We start from the raw sequence: 14,902 nt of genomic DNA, 5'->3' as shown, positions 1-14,902 counted from the left end.
TTCTTAAAACAAGGGAAGACACCCTCTAAAAAGAGAGTGCCTCAACCTCTTATTTTCCGTGACAATTTTTATATTTCTTCCCGCTTCCGCAAGGACATGGGTCGTTACGACGAACATGGTCCTTTTTCACGACAGGGGTTTTCTTCTTCGGCTCTTTGCTTTCGCTGCCTCCAGAGACAGCCTGCGCTCCCTGAGCCACTTCCTGACGCTGCAGGTTGTTGCGGATCTGCGCCTTCATGACGTAGCGGGAGACTTCTTCATCAATATTGGTAACCATCTGTTCAAACATACGGAACCCTTCGAAATTATATTCACGAAGCGGATCGTTTTGGCCGTAGGCGCGCAGGTGAATTCCCTGACGCAGCTGGTCCATCTGATCGATGTGATCCATCCACTTCTGGTCAACCGTACGAAGCAGAATGACTTTTTCAAACTCACGCATCTGTTCAGGCGTCAATTCTTCTTCTTTCTCATCATAACGCTGTTTCACTTTTTCAAGGATCAGCTCCTCCATTTCCTGAGGGTCTTTTCCTTTCAAGTCATCCACTGTTACATCGCCTTCATGCAGCAAGTTCGCACGCAGGTATTCAACGAGGCTTTCAAGCTCCCAGTTTTCTTCTTCCTCTTCACTCGTGTGGGCGCCGACCGTTTTAGAAACGGTACGCTCGATCATTTGTTCAATAATTTCACGCAAGTTTTCGGAAGTAAGCACATCATAACGCTGCTTGTAAATAACTTCACGCTGCTGACGCAGGACATCATCATAAGAAAGAATCGTCTTACGCGCATCGAAGTTGTTTCCTTCCACACGTTTCTGCGCGGATTCAACAGCACGAGAGATCATCTTACTTTCGATCGGCTGAGAGTCGTCCATTCCAAGTCGGTCCATCATGCTGCGAATGTTGTCAGAAGCGAAACGGCGCATCAATTCGTCATCTGTCGCCAGGTAGAACTGAGACATTCCTGGGTCTCCTTGACGACCCGAACGACCACGAAGCTGGTTATCGATTCGGCGGGATTCGTGACGTTCCGTACCAATAACAGCAAGGCCTCCGGCTTCTCTGACACCATCGCCGAGCTTGATGTCGGTACCACGACCAGCCATGTTTGTTGCGATCGTTACCGCGCCTTTCTGGCCAGCGTTCTCGATGATTTCCGCTTCACGGAAGTGGTTTTTCGCGTTCAAGACGTTATGCGGAACCCCCGCTTTCGTCAAGTAACGGGAAATGATTTCGGACGTTTCAACGGCTACGGTACCAACAAGCACCGGCTGTCCATTTTCATGACGCTCCTTAATATCCTCGACAACCGCTTTGAACTTCCCGTCCATCGTCTTGTAAACAAGGTCGGCCTTGTCATCACGGATGATATCACGGTTCGTTGGAATAACGATCACACGCATGTTGTAAATGTTCAGGAATTCCTCTTCCTCGGTCTTTGCTGTACCAGTCATACCAGAAAGCTTTTCATACATACGGAAAAGGTTCTGGAACGTGATTGAAGCAAGTGTCTGGCTCTCGTTCTGAATCTCGAGTCCTTCTTTCGCTTCAATCGCCATGGTGCAATCCGTCACTATAACGGCGGCCTTTCATAAGACGACCGGTGAACTGGTCGACGATGACCACTTCGCCGTCCTCGACCACATAGTCGGTATCCTTCTGCATCGACGTGTGCGCTTTGAGCGCCTGATTGATGTGGTGAATCAAGGATACGTTGGAAAGATCAAACAAGTTCTCGATTTTGAAAAAGCGCTCGGCCTTGTTGATTCCTTCTTCTGTAAGCTGTACGTTCTTCGTCTTTTCGTCGTACGTGTAATCTTCTTCATTCGCGAGCAAACGGACAAAAGAATTCGCTCCCTGATAAAGATCTGCGGATTTGGAAGCTGAACCACTGATGATTAACGGTGTACGAGCTTCGTCAATCAAGATGGAGTCAACCTCGTCAATGATCGCGAAGTGAAGCGGACGTTGAACCATCTGCTCCTTGTAAAGCACCATATTGTCACGCAAGTAGTCGAAACCGAACTCGTTGTTCGTACCATACGTAATATCCGCGTTGTACGCCTCACGCTTCTCGTCCTTCGACATACCGTTTGAGTTTAGCCCGACGGTCAGTCCAAGGAATTGGAAAAGTTCGCCCATCTCTGTAGCATCACGGCTCGCCAAATAATCGTTGACCGTGATGATGTGCACGCCTTTTCCAGTAATTGCGTTCAAGTAAGCCGGCATCGTAGACGCCAGTGTTTTACCTTCACCAGTTTTCATCTCGGCTATGTTACCTTCATGAAGGGATATAGCGCCCAGCAGTTGGACACGGAACGGGCGCATTTCAAGCACACGTTTAGAAGCTTCACGTACAACCGCGAAAGCTTCGACCAACATATCATCTAAATCTTCGCCATTTTGATAGCGTTCTTTGAATTCTTCTGTCTTATTTTTTAATTCATCATCAGACATTTTTTCGATTTGCGATTCCATCGCTTCGATGTCATCTGCGATTTTCTCCAATCGCTTCAATTGACGTGTATTTCCATCGCCAAAGATCTTTTTTATAGTACCAAGCATTGCAACCGCTCCTCTGTTGATTTCCGAACTTCGGTTGAATAGTTTAATCCTCTATTATCATAACACTAAGAGAAGCGGCCTGACAATCAACTACATAGGACCAGGGACACCGATGAGAGAATTATGTAGAAGGAGTAAAAGAGAGGGGACGTTCACGGATCATCTGGTGTTCAACACCGAGCTGCCTGCGGTCCAAATCCGTAATGCGACGATTTGTCACTCCAATGATTTCCACAAGCTGAGCAATCGTTTCTTCCTGCTGATTTAAACGTTTATAAATGTACTCACATTCCTTGCCATTCATGCCATCACCTCCTGTCCTATCCTTTATACTACTTTTCTTAAGTATGAGCGAACGCTCAAAATTCCATTTTACACCCTAATGAATGATGAAAAATTAATTTTTCTCTAGCAAAGAATCATTTATTCATCCCAGATACTTGGAAAAATACAAAAAACGCCCCTGCCGAAGCAGAGGCGTTTACTCTATGAAGCTATCAAGTTTCGATCAAACCATAACGGCCGTCACGACGTTTATAAACAATGTTCGTTTCATCTGTATTTGCGTTTGTAAAGACGAAGAAGTTGTGACCAAGCATATCCATCTGCAATGCCGCTTCTTCACTATCCATCGGTTTCAAGTCAAATCGCTTCGTTTTCACGATTTCTACATCAAATTCATCATCAATCGTTTGCGTTTGATATTGTTGCGCCTCGCGTTCAAGCTCGGCAAAGACATGTTTCGGAGCACCCTCTTGTCGGAACTTACGATTCACTTTCGTTTTATGCTTACGAATTTGTCGTTCCAATTTATCTACCACAAGGTCGATGGCAGCGTATAGATCTGTGTTGTGTTCCTCAGCACGAAGAAGTAGATTCTTCATCGGAATTGTGACCTCGATTGTCTGCTCATCATTATAGACACTTAAATTAACGTGTACCTCGGAAGACGGCGGAGTATCAAAGTAGCGTTCGAGCTTGCTCACCTTTTTCTCCACATATTCTTTAATAGAATCCGTCACTTCCAAGTTTTCACCACGAATGTTGTATTGTAGCATTAGAAGTGTCCTCCTTTCATCCTTATGTGATATATATTCTATCATACCCACGGCCTTTCCTGCATAAACTTTCGAAATATTTTGTCTAATTTGTGTCGGTAATTGTTGGAAGGTGTACCTTTGAATAGAAATGGAGGTCTTTTCTACATGATATTTTGTCAATATACTAGATAAAAAAGGAGCCTATGTAAAATAGACTCCTTAAATATTTATGCGTATATCGACCAAATATCTTCCTCTACACCCTTACCAACGGCTGCTGATCCGCCAAAGATTTGTAAGTATGTCGTTCGATGGTCAATAAAATATTACTTCACTTCTTCATCAAGCTTACTTTTCGGTGTCAGCAGCAATGGCTCTTTCACTGCATGTACAGACCCAGCTAAAGCATCTGCGAAGTTTTAACCTGTTGCAAGACTTACGGACTGCGTCTCCATATCAAAGTACTTCGCAACGGTAAACCTACCAATGATTCATTCACCCATCCACTGTGGGATCATATAGGAGATTTATCTCAAAATCTACCATAATAAAGAAACATCCGTCATGGATGCTTCTTTTAATGAGCCGTATAGGGTTTCACGAATGCTTCCATACGCGTCCGCCAACTTTCAAATGCAGGGACTACATGCTCCACCAACAAATGATGTTTTTCTTGTGCGGTGTCATGCTCGAACCACCCTTGCAGATGATTGACGATTCCGTGAAAATCAATGACTAAAGTCTGAAGATCTTCGTTCCCTTTAAAAAGGACCTCCATTTGATCATGACTGCGGCTGATTTGTTCCAGGCTAAGGAGCACGTCCTGAAACACTTGCTTTGCCATTGGAGTCTCTTCTATTTTCATATGGTCCTCTAAATATTTGAGCCCTTCACTGATGGTACTTAACAGCTCATCATACCGCTCTAGCATTTCATGTTGTTCTGCTGTAAGTTCTGACAAAAAATCACCTATTCTACTTTTTATGGTCTAAATACATTCCGTCGTAGCCGGAAACACTTTGATAGGGATTGACGTAGCGCTGTTTGCTGGACTTTTGTTTTTTTGCATTACGCATGTCGCTCTTCAACCTGTCAAAAAGGAACTCGAGCTTTTGATTGATCTTTAAATCACGTTTCATAACTTCTCTCACCATCGACTTCTCTTCCTGAGAAGGTTCTGATAATTGTTCAAGCATGGCTGTCCGCTTATCTAACAGAGTCTCCACTTCCTCTAATACAGATGTTCGATTCTTCTCATTAACTGGTTGATGGACAACCTCATCCAGCTTCTTTGTAATAGAGGTAAACTCAGTCCATACACCCATCAGGCATTTCCACCTTGACCAAATTGCATTTTTCTCGACTCTAAAATGACTTGCTTCCAAGTATCACGAAACTCTACCACAAGTCCTTCGACCTCGTCCAAAATCTCAACATCATTTTTCGTGTTTGCTTCCACTAAACGACGGTTCACATAATCATACAATGGCATAATTTCCTGTGTAACTGCATATTGCTGGTCCATCGTAATCATAAGCTCTTGAATGATCTTTTGTGACTTTTGAATGTTTGTATTTTTCTTCTCAATTTCATTATTCTCCATTGCTTTTCGAGCGATTCTAATGAACTTAATACATCCATTATAAAGCATTAAAGTGAGTTCCCCGGGGGAAGCTGTTTCTACTGAGTTATTTTGATAGGCTTGAATAGACATCTAGCCAGCACTCCTTTTATCGTTACATTCCACCGCTGAAGTTTTGCATAATAAAAGCGGATTGCGAATTCATTTTTTGTATAGCTTTTTCCATGGCCCCAAATTCACGCCAGTAGCGATTTTCAATAGCATTCAAGCGATCTTGAAAGGAATCCATTTCATCATTAATACTTTCAATCTGCCTACCCAACATAAAATTGTTATCTAAACTGGTAGGTTTCCCGGCTTTACGTTCGATGGATTTAGTCGCTTCTTCTATCGAGGTTTCCAGACGCCTGACAATTCCTGGGTTGGTGTCTGTCCCTGAGAAAAGCTTGGTAACGGAATCTGGGTTGTCTCTTAATGCTTGACGCAATTGATCCTCATCAACTTCCAACATCCCACCCTCGCGGTAATTGGATGTGGTGGTAATTCCAATCTGAGAGGCCATGTTATATTTCCCAGTTGTCTCTACTGGGGCATACCAATTTTGACGCATGCTGCTCAGGACACCACTGACTACTGAATCCCCTTTGAGCATTCCGCTTTTAGACTTTTCTTCCCAAAGCTCAATTTCTTCCTCTTCCATATCCTTTTTTTGTTCCGCAGTCAAAGGTTGGAAATTACGGTACCGCTTCTCCTCTGTTTTCCCATTCAAATCTTCAATTACTTCATTGTATTTTTCAACAAACTTCATCACTTTTTCGAAGGAATCATCAACATTGTTAGAAACTGAGATGGTAGATGTGCCAACCTCATTGAACGTAAAATTCATACCGTTCAGAGAGTAGTCATTGTTACGGGAAGTCATCTCGAATGAATTGTTATAAGTGAATCGGGCATCCGTTCCACCTTTTTCATTCAGTACCCAGCCCGTTCCGTCATTCTTACCATTTTTGATATCGAGTGTATCAGCCAAGAAAGACGCTGACGTTCCATTGAAGCCAATCTCCGCTCCGAGAAATTTACTTTCATCTGTATTAAAATCCCCTGTTTCCGTACGTTCGAGCATCACTTTATCTGCTCCTTTATCATAGAAAGCACGTACACCTAGTTCAGAGTCGTTAATCTCACCCAGAATGTCATTAAGAGATTTATTACCAGTAACATTGAAAGAGACGGTTGTTTCTTCTCCTCCCTCACCATACGTGGTAAGGGAAAAAGTATCATCAAGAGTTATTCCATTAATTAGATTATCTTTCTGATTAGCCAGAGTATCGTCTGGATCGAACTCACCGTTACTAATGCCATTTTGACTGTAATTATAAGCAGCCTCTGCGAGTTCTAAAACTTCCATCTTGTAGCTGCCTTCATCAGAACTCGACAGCGCCGTCGCAGATACAGCTGAACCTGAAGAGCTGACATCTTTTGAGTTATAAGAACGCTCTAGTTTCATGTCAAAAGCCATTGTATCTAACTCTGAAAGCTGTTTATTCACATCACGGTAAGCGTCTCTTTTGTATGTAAGCCATTCACGATCCTGCTCCATTTTATTAAGCGGCTGCTTCTCAGCATTCATCAGATCTTTAATAATCTGATCCGTATTCATACCTGAAGCAAGACCACCAATGCGCATATCACTCATTCTATCACCTGCTTATATTTTTTCATCAACAATAAATCCAAGTCGCTCGGCAATCGAAGCATACATATCCAACAGCTTTTTCGGAGGGATCTCCTTCACTATTTCCTCTGTATCACTATCTACGATGGTTACATAGTATTCTTCTAATTTATCATGAAACTGAAATCGTAAGGAGGTATTTACAGCTTTGAAAAACACATTCATATCTTCTGCTGCCTGTTTCAGATTTTCTTTTTGATTATCGGTCGTGTATTCTTTAAAGTCTTCATTCATTCTCTCAGTCTTTACTGACTCATTCTTCTGAACAGTTGAACGGACACCAAGTTGTAAATTATTTCTCTGCAGAAGTTGTGATTGGGTAATAAGATCTCTTACATCCACCTTCAACAACTCCTAATTGCTATGTAGTTTCTTTTTATATCGGTTAGAGGAGATAATAATTAAACGTATTAAGGGGATTTATCACTAATTATGGACACTGTAATAATAATAACTAACAACAGCACATAAGATCCCTTTAACATTTACAGTTTATTAATGAAACTATCTCTGTACATAGAAAAAGACCCTCAAAATTGAGGGCCTTTTTAACTTTATTAACGTAGAAGTTGAAGAACTCCTTGTGGTTGTTGATTTGCTTTTGCAAGCATAGCTTGAGAAGCTTGTGAAAGAATACTTTGTTTCGTTTGGTTCATCATTTCCTTCGCCATCGCGCGAACATTTACTTTCATAAATGACCAGACTATATCTTCACCCTTTTACAGAAAGGGGTCGGGCACTTCGGATTCACAATGCTGATGACCATTGTTTCACCTACGGATTTCATCACCTAAAACGGTGGTCTATCCTAGTCGTTGAACCTTCTCCACTTTTTCAAGACAGGAGCTTGGCTGCTGATTGCCCAATCTCTTCTTTTTTCAACCTTCACGCTTGTCGTTTCCAACTTCGTTGTGGTAAGAAAAGTTCTCAGGGGTTTCCAGCAATTCACCCGATTATAATCGCTGGCCGTTACCAGCCAGGACGACTGTGCTTAGCTTATGCAGCTAAAGCATAATCTACGTCACGGATACGAGATTCCGCAGCAGTTAGGTTTTCAGAAGATGTACCTAAGTTATTGATTGTGTGATCTAAACGGTTTTGTACTGCACCTAGCTTAGAACGTTCAGCAGATACCGTTTCAATAGCTTCGTTGATTTTAGTTATGGAAGAATCTGCTGCAGATTGACTAGAAATATCTATACCACCAACTGACAGTGAAGTATCTGCTGTAATAGCAGTTCCAAATGATAACACTGTATCTCCTGATGAATTGGTAAAACTTGTTGCATCTGTTGAAGTTGCAATAACATTCCCACTAGAATCAGTTAATTCAGTAGTAGAAGCCGTATAGTCTCCCGCTTCAAGCGTAGTATTGGAAAGCTCTGCATCAAATGACTCAACTGTTGCAGAGGCAATCTCGACCTTACCTCCAATTTTAGCTGTATCCGTTAAGGTAATTGCATCATCTCCAAAAGTAGAACCATCGTTATCTGCTCCAGTACCCGTGAATGTTTTTCCATCAGTTCCTGTAGCAACCACGTTACCATCAGTATCTTTAAGTTGATAAGTATCACCATCTTTAGCTACTGTATAAGTTCCATCTTGCACATCTGAAGTAGTTCCAGGAGCAGCAGCAATACTTGAATCAATCGTTGTTGAGATATCACTAACTACTCCTAAACTTAATGCTCTCATATCACTAACATCTAATGATAGATTTTGACCTTCATTAGCACCAATCTGGAATGTACTCTTTAAAGATCCATCCAGAAGGTTCTGAGTATTGAACTCCGTATTGTCACCAATACGTGTAAGTTCTTTAGATAATTGATCTACCTCTTTTTGAAGTTCACCACGGTCTGTATCAGTGTTCGTATCGTTGGCAGATTGTACTGCTAGTTCACGCATACGTTGAAGAATATCGTGCGTTTCATTCAATGCACCTTCAGCTGTTTGAATCATAGAAATACCATCTTGAGCATTGGTTTGTGCTTGCTCAAGTCCACGAATTTGTCCACGCATTTTCTCTGAAATTGCTAGACCTGCTGCATCATCAGATGCATTGTTAATACGAAGACCTGAAGAAAGCTTTTCCATTGAATTTTGATTGGCATTATTAGCACTTGATAGTTGACGGTGCGTATTAAGCGCCGCGATGTTGTGATTAATTCTCATCTTAAAAATTCCTCCTTGAAATAAGTGACCCCACATCCTTGTGGCATCCTCTAGTTACAAAACAAAAAGTCGGCCGACTTATGTAATGTTTTACATTACTTATATCGACCGACTTCTTAAATTTTTAATCTTTTTTTGCATTTTTTAATAGATTCAGCAAATCTCCAGATACATTCGCCGCTTCTGCATTCTCTTTCTCAATCGCCATATACACTTCCTGACGATGAATTCCCACACTTTTAGGGGCTTCTATACCCAATTTCACCTGTCCACCTTCTACACCGACCACTGTAATGGTGATATCATCTCCTACTCTAACAGTTTCTCCTTCTTTGCGATTAAGGACGAGCATGAGAATCACCTTTCCCGGAAGGAATCAATGGATGCTTCGTTTTGTATTCTGTTTGATTTAAAATCAACTGCATCGCAGTCCCTACATCCGTGTTCATAACTATGGGAGCCTGCAAATTCAACGTAGACGAATAAAATGGGTCTCGCAATGTCACCACATTATAGACCGCGACATCTTCTGGATGTTTAATTTCCAACTTTTCTTCATCGATGTCAAACTCATAGTCTTTATAAAAATGATAAGGGTTTGTGACGATGAGCGACAGACCTGCTTCTTCCACAGACTGTAACGCAAAATATGTACCTAACTCATCCACAGGTAAAAGAACAAAAGAATGATAGCTTTCAAACCCTGGTAGTCCAGCAGGGAATTCAATACAATCCTCCTTCTCAATCTCAATCGCACCAAAGTACTTCGTTTCGATCCTCATGATTACACCTTCCAATCTATCTTCATATCTGGCATCTGTTCCACCCTCACATCAACTTTACCGGGACGGTAGTGATGTTCAGGGGCGTGTATCTTATTTTCAATCATCGGTTCACGCCGTTGAATATCAATTTTTGCTTCTCCTGACTGATAGTTCATCTGAATGAGGTCATATGTAGGACGGCCCCCAGGTGAAAAAGTAAAATCAAACCCTGCATTCCGTTTCGCCTGGGCAGCAATGGGATTTCCGCCATTTTCGATGCGCATGAGCTCGTCACCTTCGCGAGAGACACGAGCAAGACCTTCCATCCATAGATTCCTCGCAATCCCAACAAGTTCTTCTGTACGTACCAATACATTTTTTAAATCAAGGTTATGCCAGGCATTTGTCTGATCAATCGTTAGCTTCCTAGGCTTTTGTTCAATTTTCATATCCGCTTTTGGTTGTTGAATCGACTGCTCTACTTGATGCTGCTTGATCGTTTGCTCCGGCTTATTAATCCTCAGCCCAATCCGTCCTGGAGTGGACTGCATCTGAAGCTTAGGGAAATTCATCCTTGTCCCTCCTCATGAAGGTGCCTTGCAATGAAAGGCTTATTCAAAAAACAAGACTGTCTCAAATCGAGACAGCCTTATCTAAGAAAATCCATCAACGTCGGCTGGATGATCCGGGCTCCGACGCCCATCGCCGCTCTATGGACACTTTCCTGTGTTTTTAAGTCCGTGATCACTTTTTCAATATCTGCATCTTCGTTGTCGGACATCATTCTTGTCGCACTTACTTTTTGTGATTCCAAACGATCCTCAATTAACTCCACACGGTTCATCCGTGCCCCCCAAATCAGCGCGTTCGTTAACGATATTTCCGATATGACCGTCGAATGATTCAATAAAACCCCCGAGATCTCCCTGGGTTGTATCACCCTCGAGTGCAGATGCGAAATTCTCGAGATCTTCAAAAAGTTTCTGATTGAACACATTCCCAGGTGTAACATTCGTCTGAAGCTTAACCCCAGATGAAACCTCGATATTGACCGGATCGTTCCCAGGTGGTACGGAACCTTCTAAATCTTCCATATCAAAAGGAGCTTCCGTTGTATTCGATCCATTGAAAATATACTTATCATTCACTTTCGTATTAGCGATTGATCCGATATGTTCCTTCAGCTGACGAATTTCCTTAGCTATATTTTCACGTTGACCTTCATCATATGTATCATTACTCGCCTGAACGGTCAGTTCACGAACTCGCTGCATCGCCTGTGTCGCTTTATCAAGGGCTGCATCACTATTGTCCATCCAGTTATGGACTTCGCCGATATTACGCTGAAATTGCTCCACTTCGGTTACTTGCTGGCGATAGTTGATTCCTTTCATAGCTACCACAGGATCCTGGGAAGGGCGGGAAATTTTCTTCCCTGTCGACAATTGCTCCTGGTACTTCCCCATATTTCCGTAACTATCACTCAAGTTTCGCAGCATATTATTTGAAAGCATACTTTGAGTTACACGCATTAGTCATTCACCTACCTTCCCACTCGCCCCATTTGATCAATGACCCGTTCAAGCATTTCATCGACGACGGTAATATTCCTAGCTGCGGCATTATAAGCATGCTGGAATTTAATCATGTTCGACATTTCTTCATCCAATGACACAGAACTGACGGATTGCCTTTGCTCATCTACAGAGCTTTTGAGTGTTCCTGCATTTCGTGACATCCTTTCAGCTTCCTGTGTCTCTACAGCCATCGAACCAATCATCGATTCATAAAAACTGTCCATAGAAGTTTCTTCACCAAAAACTGCATTCGATTCACTTTGGACATCCGCTAAATTCGAAGCATTTTCTCCGTCTCCGGCTTTATCTGATACAGCTGCGGCAATATTGTCCCCATCTGCTTTAATTTCATCAGTCAAACCAATGGTGCCTGCTACACCTTCGATGACTCCTTCTGCTTCCATATCAATATTGAAAAAGTTAGGAACCTCATCCCCGTTTTTGATACTATTTAAAGATTCCCCTTGTGTATGGACATTGTTGAACTCACGGGCAAATCCTGTCGCCATCCTATCCAGATCCGAGAGTATTTGTGAATAGCTTCCTTTTTTCTCATCACCTTGCATATATCCCCCGGAATCAAGCAAACCCTTCAATTTACCTTTGGAAGAAAAGTCTTCTATCGCATAGGAAGCACTGTCACCGACTTGGATACTGCTTGCGTGAACTTCTCCCTCGTCATAATTGACTTTTAGGGTGTTCACTTCATTCGCTGCTCCATCCACAAGCGTGGCCGGTGGATCCAGTGGCTGCCCATTGTTACCTACAATCGAAATGCTCGCCTTACCCATTGCCAGTGGATCAGCGGAGGATGGTGTATCTTCGTATTTCACTTCAATATTCACATGCTGTGATAATTGATCGACCAATCGATCACGTTCATCATACAAATCGTTCGGAACCATGCCGTGTGGTTCCACTTCAGCGATTTGCTGATTAATGTTATTGATTTGGTTCGCCAATGAATTGATCTCTTTTTCTGTGACACCAACCTGTGTTTTGACGTCTTTCTGCATCGATTGAATTGTGTTTGATAGGTAGTTGAATGTTTCTGCTACAGCTTGCCCACGTTGACGTACGACAGAGCGCGCACCAGAGTCTTCCGGATTAACAGACAAGTCTTGTAAAGATTGCCAAAAACGATCCATCGTTCGCGCAAGACCATCTTCAGAAGGTTCATTCATGACACTCTCTAACCTTCCTAAAGCATTAGAGCGAGTGTCATAGTAGCCGGATTTACTGCTTTCGCCACGATACTGCTGATCCATGAACCCGACTCTTACCCGTTCAATCGAACCCGCTTCCACACCGCTCCCGACCTGTCCTGGTATTTCTGGCCGGTTTCGTGAAGCCGGCGGATAGGGTCCCGTCTGTTCAAAATTGACACGCTGCCTTGTGTATCCTTCTGTATTCGCATTGGCAATGTTATGTCCTGTCGTATATAAAGCGGATTGTTGAGTGAAAAGCCCGCGCTTCGCTACTTCCAATCCGTGAAACGTTGATCCCATGATGGTTACTCCTCTGCTTTATGCTTTTGAATCGAAGATGGAACGTTTAACTGTGCTCCCATTATTAGCTTCTTTTCCACCATAATTCACAGACTGAATCGATGGTTGGAGAAGGTCGAGCGACATGTTGATGAACTGCAGCGATTGCTGTGTCAGTTCTGTGTTCAACTTCTCCTGTTGCTTCAAGTCAGCTAACACGAGAATGAGAGCTTCATACGCGTTCTGAAGCCTCTCTTTTTCCTCTCCATTAAGAATTTCAATAAGTTCGGATACAGTCCGCTCACGTGGAGGGATCCCTTTTTCCGATGCCCACTGAGTCACAGAATGCTCTCTTTGTTTTTCGATTTTTTCAATCGCCTGCACATGCTTCTTTTCTTGAATCAACAGCTGTTGAATTCCTGTTACATCGTTCGTTTTTAATGCCTCTGTCTTCCTTTTAGACAAAGACAAAAGACTCTCATGCAACTGCTGAAGCTGTTTCATATGATTGATGACCGGATCGATCGTCATGATGATTCTCCTCTATAATTACTTCGACCAAAAATCAAGCATCTTTTTAGCGGTCGCCTTGGCGTCCACCTGGTAATTTCCTTGCTGTACTTCTGATTTCACTTGATTAACCAGTTTTTTTTCGTACAGAATCGCTCTTCCCGGATTCCTGCATCTGTTTGGCGGTCTCAGAAATCTCGATTTTATCGGTCATTTGTTTTTTCGGTCCAGGATCTGCCTGTTTATTCATCTGCTTTTGATATGGATTTAAATTCGTCTGATTCGGGCCGTTGATTTTCAATTTTGGCACCTCATTTCCTTCCGATTGTCTATTACTCCTTATATCGACAAGGCTCATGAAGATATAAATCATGCTTAAGATTCATTTCACCATGAATAATAAGTCCTGTTTGCTTTTTCCCGTTCCTTCTCTTCTTTTCTAGCTTCCAAAGATTCATTACGTTCTTGCACATCGAGTCCTTTTTGGATCGATTCTTTACAGGCCACGCATAAACGGTCTTCTCTGATGGACGCTCCACACTTCTCACAAGAATAGCTCACATTCGGAAAGTGAGCAGGGTGAAGGCGTTTCTCTTTGACAAACTTACGGATCTGCCGTTCAGAAACCCCTGTCTCTGCCTCAATTTCCTCTACTGTGGCTGTCCGGTTTTGTTTTCTTCTTAAGAAGGCGTAGACCGTTTGAAAGTCCTTTTCTTCCCGCTTCCTACACTCAGGGCAAACGGTGTTCGACCCTTTCAAGAAAAGTCCGTTACAACGTGAACAATTCGCTAATTCCCCCATCTTCATCGTCCTCCATGTTCTCTATTTATCTATTATATCGGCACAAGAAGAGAGATTCAAAAGTCCTATCGCCCATTCAGCGAAAAATAGTAAACGAAGACACAGAGGGACACCCTTGTTCCTTTAGTAACGAAGCCATATGACGGACCGTTCTCCCTGTCGTGTAAATATCATCAACAATGACGACAGGGTCTGTAACTGGATTCGAAAGACGGAATGGGTTCTCAGATTGCATGCGGTCTTTCCTTCCTCTTTTCGACTGTTTTTCACTATGCGACCGTTCAAAAATGGAGAGAGGTACTTCCTCCAACACGTGGATAATGGCTTCTGACTGGTTGAATCCACGCTCATGAAGACGCCTGCTACTGAGTGGGACACTCAAAACCAGCTTCCCTTCATATCCTGAAGCTAACCACACGTTTTGCAGGTGTTCCTTGTAAGCATCCAACACCGCATAGTCTCCTCTGTATTTCAAGCGGGCTACAAGGTCTTTATTGAAAGCATTGTATGGAAAAGCAGCAACATTCCGTTCTAATAGGCCAGGGTTTGTTTTCTCCCATTTTTCACAGTCGTGACACACTCCTTCATGCCCTGGACGATGACATCCAGGGCAAAAAGGGGGGCCTATTTTATCCATTTGTTCCTCACACTCTTGGCATATTTTTTT

Annotated in this window: 18 protein-coding genes and 2 pseudogenes; all 20 read right to left on the bottom strand. The window is 42.7% G+C overall.

The genetic code is table 11. The features are described 5' to 3' along the window. Nucleotides 1–49: 49 nt before the first annotated feature. Nucleotides 50–2,564, bottom strand: a pseudogene (gene secA, locus LC065_RS09005) (preprotein translocase subunit SecA). 121 nt (nucleotides 2,565–2,685) lie between these two features. After that, nucleotides 2,686–2,868: a hypothetical protein gene (locus LC065_RS09000; RefSeq protein WP_226592042.1), complete on the bottom strand. Its 183-nt coding sequence runs from the start codon at nucleotides 2,866–2,868 to the stop codon at nucleotides 2,686–2,688. Nucleotides 2,869–3,061: 193 nt separating this feature from the next. Then, on the bottom strand, nucleotides 3,062–3,622 hold the full coding sequence (gene hpf / locus LC065_RS08995) for a ribosome hibernation-promoting factor, HPF/YfiA family (protein WP_146816972.1): 561 nt from the start codon (nucleotides 3,620–3,622) through the stop codon (nucleotides 3,062–3,064). Between the two features lie 559 nt (nucleotides 3,623–4,181). Beyond that, complete coding sequence (locus tag LC065_RS08990) at nucleotides 4,182–4,565, bottom strand: DUF8042 domain-containing protein (protein ID WP_226592044.1); 384 nt, start codon at nucleotides 4,563–4,565, stop codon at nucleotides 4,182–4,184. Between the two features lie 13 nt (nucleotides 4,566–4,578). After that, nucleotides 4,579–4,929, bottom strand: a complete 351-nt coding sequence (locus LC065_RS08985) for a flagellar protein FliT (protein WP_226592045.1) — start codon at nucleotides 4,927–4,929, stop codon at nucleotides 4,579–4,581. Beyond that, entirely contained in the window at nucleotides 4,929–5,318 is a 390-nt protein-coding gene (gene fliS / locus LC065_RS08980; RefSeq protein ID WP_226592047.1) for a flagellar export chaperone FliS, read from the bottom strand. Before fliS ends, LC065_RS08985 begins: the two co-directional genes overlap by 1 nt. Nucleotides 5,319–5,340: 22 nt before the next feature. Next, nucleotides 5,341–6,882, bottom strand: a complete 1,542-nt coding sequence (locus LC065_RS08975) for a flagellar hook-associated protein 2 (RefSeq protein WP_306163909.1) — start codon at nucleotides 6,880–6,882, stop codon at nucleotides 5,341–5,343. 12 nt (nucleotides 6,883–6,894) lie between these two features. Then, nucleotides 6,895–7,263: a flagellar protein FlaG gene (flaG, locus tag LC065_RS08970; RefSeq protein ID WP_226592051.1), complete on the bottom strand. Its 369-nt coding sequence runs from the start codon at nucleotides 7,261–7,263 to the stop codon at nucleotides 6,895–6,897. Between the two features lie 215 nt (nucleotides 7,264–7,478). Beyond that, nucleotides 7,479–7,580 carry a flagellin gene (locus tag LC065_RS08965; protein WP_272482804.1) on the bottom strand — a complete coding sequence of 34 codons (102 nt, stop codon included), beginning with the start codon at nucleotides 7,578–7,580 and terminating at the stop codon, nucleotides 7,479–7,481. Nucleotides 7,581–7,917: 337 nt separating this feature from the next. Further along, nucleotides 7,918–9,096, bottom strand: a complete 1,179-nt coding sequence (locus LC065_RS08960; protein WP_226592053.1) for a flagellin N-terminal helical domain-containing protein — start codon at nucleotides 9,094–9,096, stop codon at nucleotides 7,918–7,920. Nucleotides 9,097–9,220: 124 nt separating this feature from the next. Continuing rightward, on the bottom strand, nucleotides 9,221–9,448 hold the full coding sequence (gene csrA / locus LC065_RS08955; RefSeq protein WP_226592055.1) for a carbon storage regulator CsrA: 228 nt from the start codon (nucleotides 9,446–9,448) through the stop codon (nucleotides 9,221–9,223). Beyond that, the gene (fliW, locus tag LC065_RS08950) at nucleotides 9,435–9,878 is read right to left on the bottom strand and encodes a flagellar assembly protein FliW (RefSeq protein WP_226592057.1); all 444 of its coding nucleotides are present in this window, start codon (nucleotides 9,876–9,878) and stop codon (nucleotides 9,435–9,437) included. Before fliW ends, csrA begins: the two co-directional genes overlap by 14 nt. Before the next feature lie 2 nt (nucleotides 9,879–9,880). Continuing rightward, the gene (locus LC065_RS08945) at nucleotides 9,881–10,432 is read right to left on the bottom strand and encodes a DUF6470 family protein (RefSeq protein WP_306163908.1); all 552 of its coding nucleotides are present in this window, start codon (nucleotides 10,430–10,432) and stop codon (nucleotides 9,881–9,883) included. 77 nt (nucleotides 10,433–10,509) lie between these two features. Then, nucleotides 10,510–11,392 (bottom strand): annotated as a pseudogene (gene flgL / locus LC065_RS08940) (flagellar hook-associated protein FlgL). 11 nt (nucleotides 11,393–11,403) lie between these two features. Then, on the bottom strand, nucleotides 11,404–12,945 hold the full coding sequence (flgK, locus tag LC065_RS08935; RefSeq protein ID WP_306163907.1) for a flagellar hook-associated protein FlgK: 1,542 nt from the start codon (nucleotides 12,943–12,945) through the stop codon (nucleotides 11,404–11,406). Between the two features lie 18 nt (nucleotides 12,946–12,963). Next, nucleotides 12,964–13,455: a flagellar protein FlgN gene (locus LC065_RS08930; protein WP_226592065.1), complete on the bottom strand. Its 492-nt coding sequence runs from the start codon at nucleotides 13,453–13,455 to the stop codon at nucleotides 12,964–12,966. A gap of 18 nt (nucleotides 13,456–13,473) precedes the next feature. After that, nucleotides 13,474–13,557 carry a flagellar biosynthesis anti-sigma factor FlgM gene (locus LC065_RS08925; protein ID WP_306163947.1) on the bottom strand — a complete coding sequence of 28 codons (84 nt, stop codon included), beginning with the start codon at nucleotides 13,555–13,557 and terminating at the stop codon, nucleotides 13,474–13,476. A 4-nt stretch (nucleotides 13,558–13,561) separates the two neighbouring features. Further along, nucleotides 13,562–13,744, bottom strand: a complete 183-nt coding sequence (locus LC065_RS08920; protein ID WP_306163906.1) for a hypothetical protein — start codon at nucleotides 13,742–13,744, stop codon at nucleotides 13,562–13,564. 77 nt (nucleotides 13,745–13,821) lie between these two features. Beyond that, nucleotides 13,822–14,235, bottom strand: coding sequence for a TIGR03826 family flagellar region protein (locus LC065_RS08915; protein WP_226592070.1), 414 nt, complete (start codon nucleotides 14,233–14,235; stop codon nucleotides 13,822–13,824). A gap of 76 nt (nucleotides 14,236–14,311) precedes the next feature. Continuing rightward, nucleotides 14,312–14,815, bottom strand: coding sequence for a ComF family protein (locus LC065_RS08910; protein ID WP_226592072.1), 504 nt, complete (start codon nucleotides 14,813–14,815; stop codon nucleotides 14,312–14,314). Between the last annotated feature and the right edge of the window lie 87 nt (nucleotides 14,816–14,902).

Source organism: Halobacillus litoralis (genome assembly GCF_020524085.2).
Classification (GTDB): Bacteria; Bacillota; Bacilli; order Bacillales; family Halobacillaceae; genus Halobacillus; species Halobacillus litoralis_E.
This window is presented reverse-complemented; position numbering and strand designations above follow the sequence as displayed.

What these genes read in the sequence shown, in the direction of transcription:
- csrA (WP_226592055.1), bottom strand. Translation starts at nt 9,448, where the DNA reads ATGCTCGTCCTTAATCGCAAAGAAGGAGAAACTGTTAGAGTAGGAGAT.
- LC065_RS08945 (WP_306163908.1), bottom strand. Translation starts at nt 10,432, where the DNA reads ATGAATTTCCCTAAGCTTCAGATGCAGTCCACTCCAGGACGGATTGGG.
- fliS (WP_226592047.1), bottom strand. Translation starts at nt 5,318, where the DNA reads ATGTCTATTCAAGCCTATCAAAATAACTCAGTAGAAACAGCTTCCCCC.
- fliW (WP_226592057.1), bottom strand. Translation starts at nt 9,878, where the DNA reads ATGAGGATCGAAACGAAGTACTTTGGTGCGATTGAGATTGAGAAGGAG.
- LC065_RS08930 (WP_226592065.1), bottom strand. Translation starts at nt 13,455, where the DNA reads ATGACGATCGATCCGGTCATCAATCATATGAAACAGCTTCAGCAGTTG.
- LC065_RS08965 (WP_272482804.1), bottom strand. Translation starts at nt 7,580, where the DNA reads ATGATGAACCAAACGAAACAAAGTATTCTTTCACAAGCTTCTCAAGCT.
- LC065_RS08985 (WP_226592045.1), bottom strand. Translation starts at nt 4,929, where the DNA reads ATGGGTGTATGGACTGAGTTTACCTCTATTACAAAGAAGCTGGATGAG.
- LC065_RS08960 (WP_226592053.1), bottom strand. Translation starts at nt 9,096, where the DNA reads ATGAGAATTAATCACAACATCGCGGCGCTTAATACGCACCGTCAACTA.
- LC065_RS09000 (WP_226592042.1), bottom strand. Translation starts at nt 2,868, where the DNA reads ATGAATGGCAAGGAATGTGAGTACATTTATAAACGTTTAAATCAGCAG.
- LC065_RS08915 (WP_226592070.1), bottom strand. Translation starts at nt 14,235, where the DNA reads ATGGGGGAATTAGCGAATTGTTCACGTTGTAACGGACTTTTCTTGAAA.
- hpf (WP_146816972.1), bottom strand. Translation starts at nt 3,622, where the DNA reads ATGCTACAATACAACATTCGTGGTGAAAACTTGGAAGTGACGGATTCT.
- flgK (WP_306163907.1), bottom strand. Translation starts at nt 12,945, where the DNA reads ATGGGATCAACGTTTCACGGATTGGAAGTAGCGAAGCGCGGGCTTTTC.
- LC065_RS08975 (WP_306163909.1), bottom strand. Translation starts at nt 6,882, where the DNA reads ATGAGTGATATGCGCATTGGTGGTCTTGCTTCAGGTATGAATACGGAT.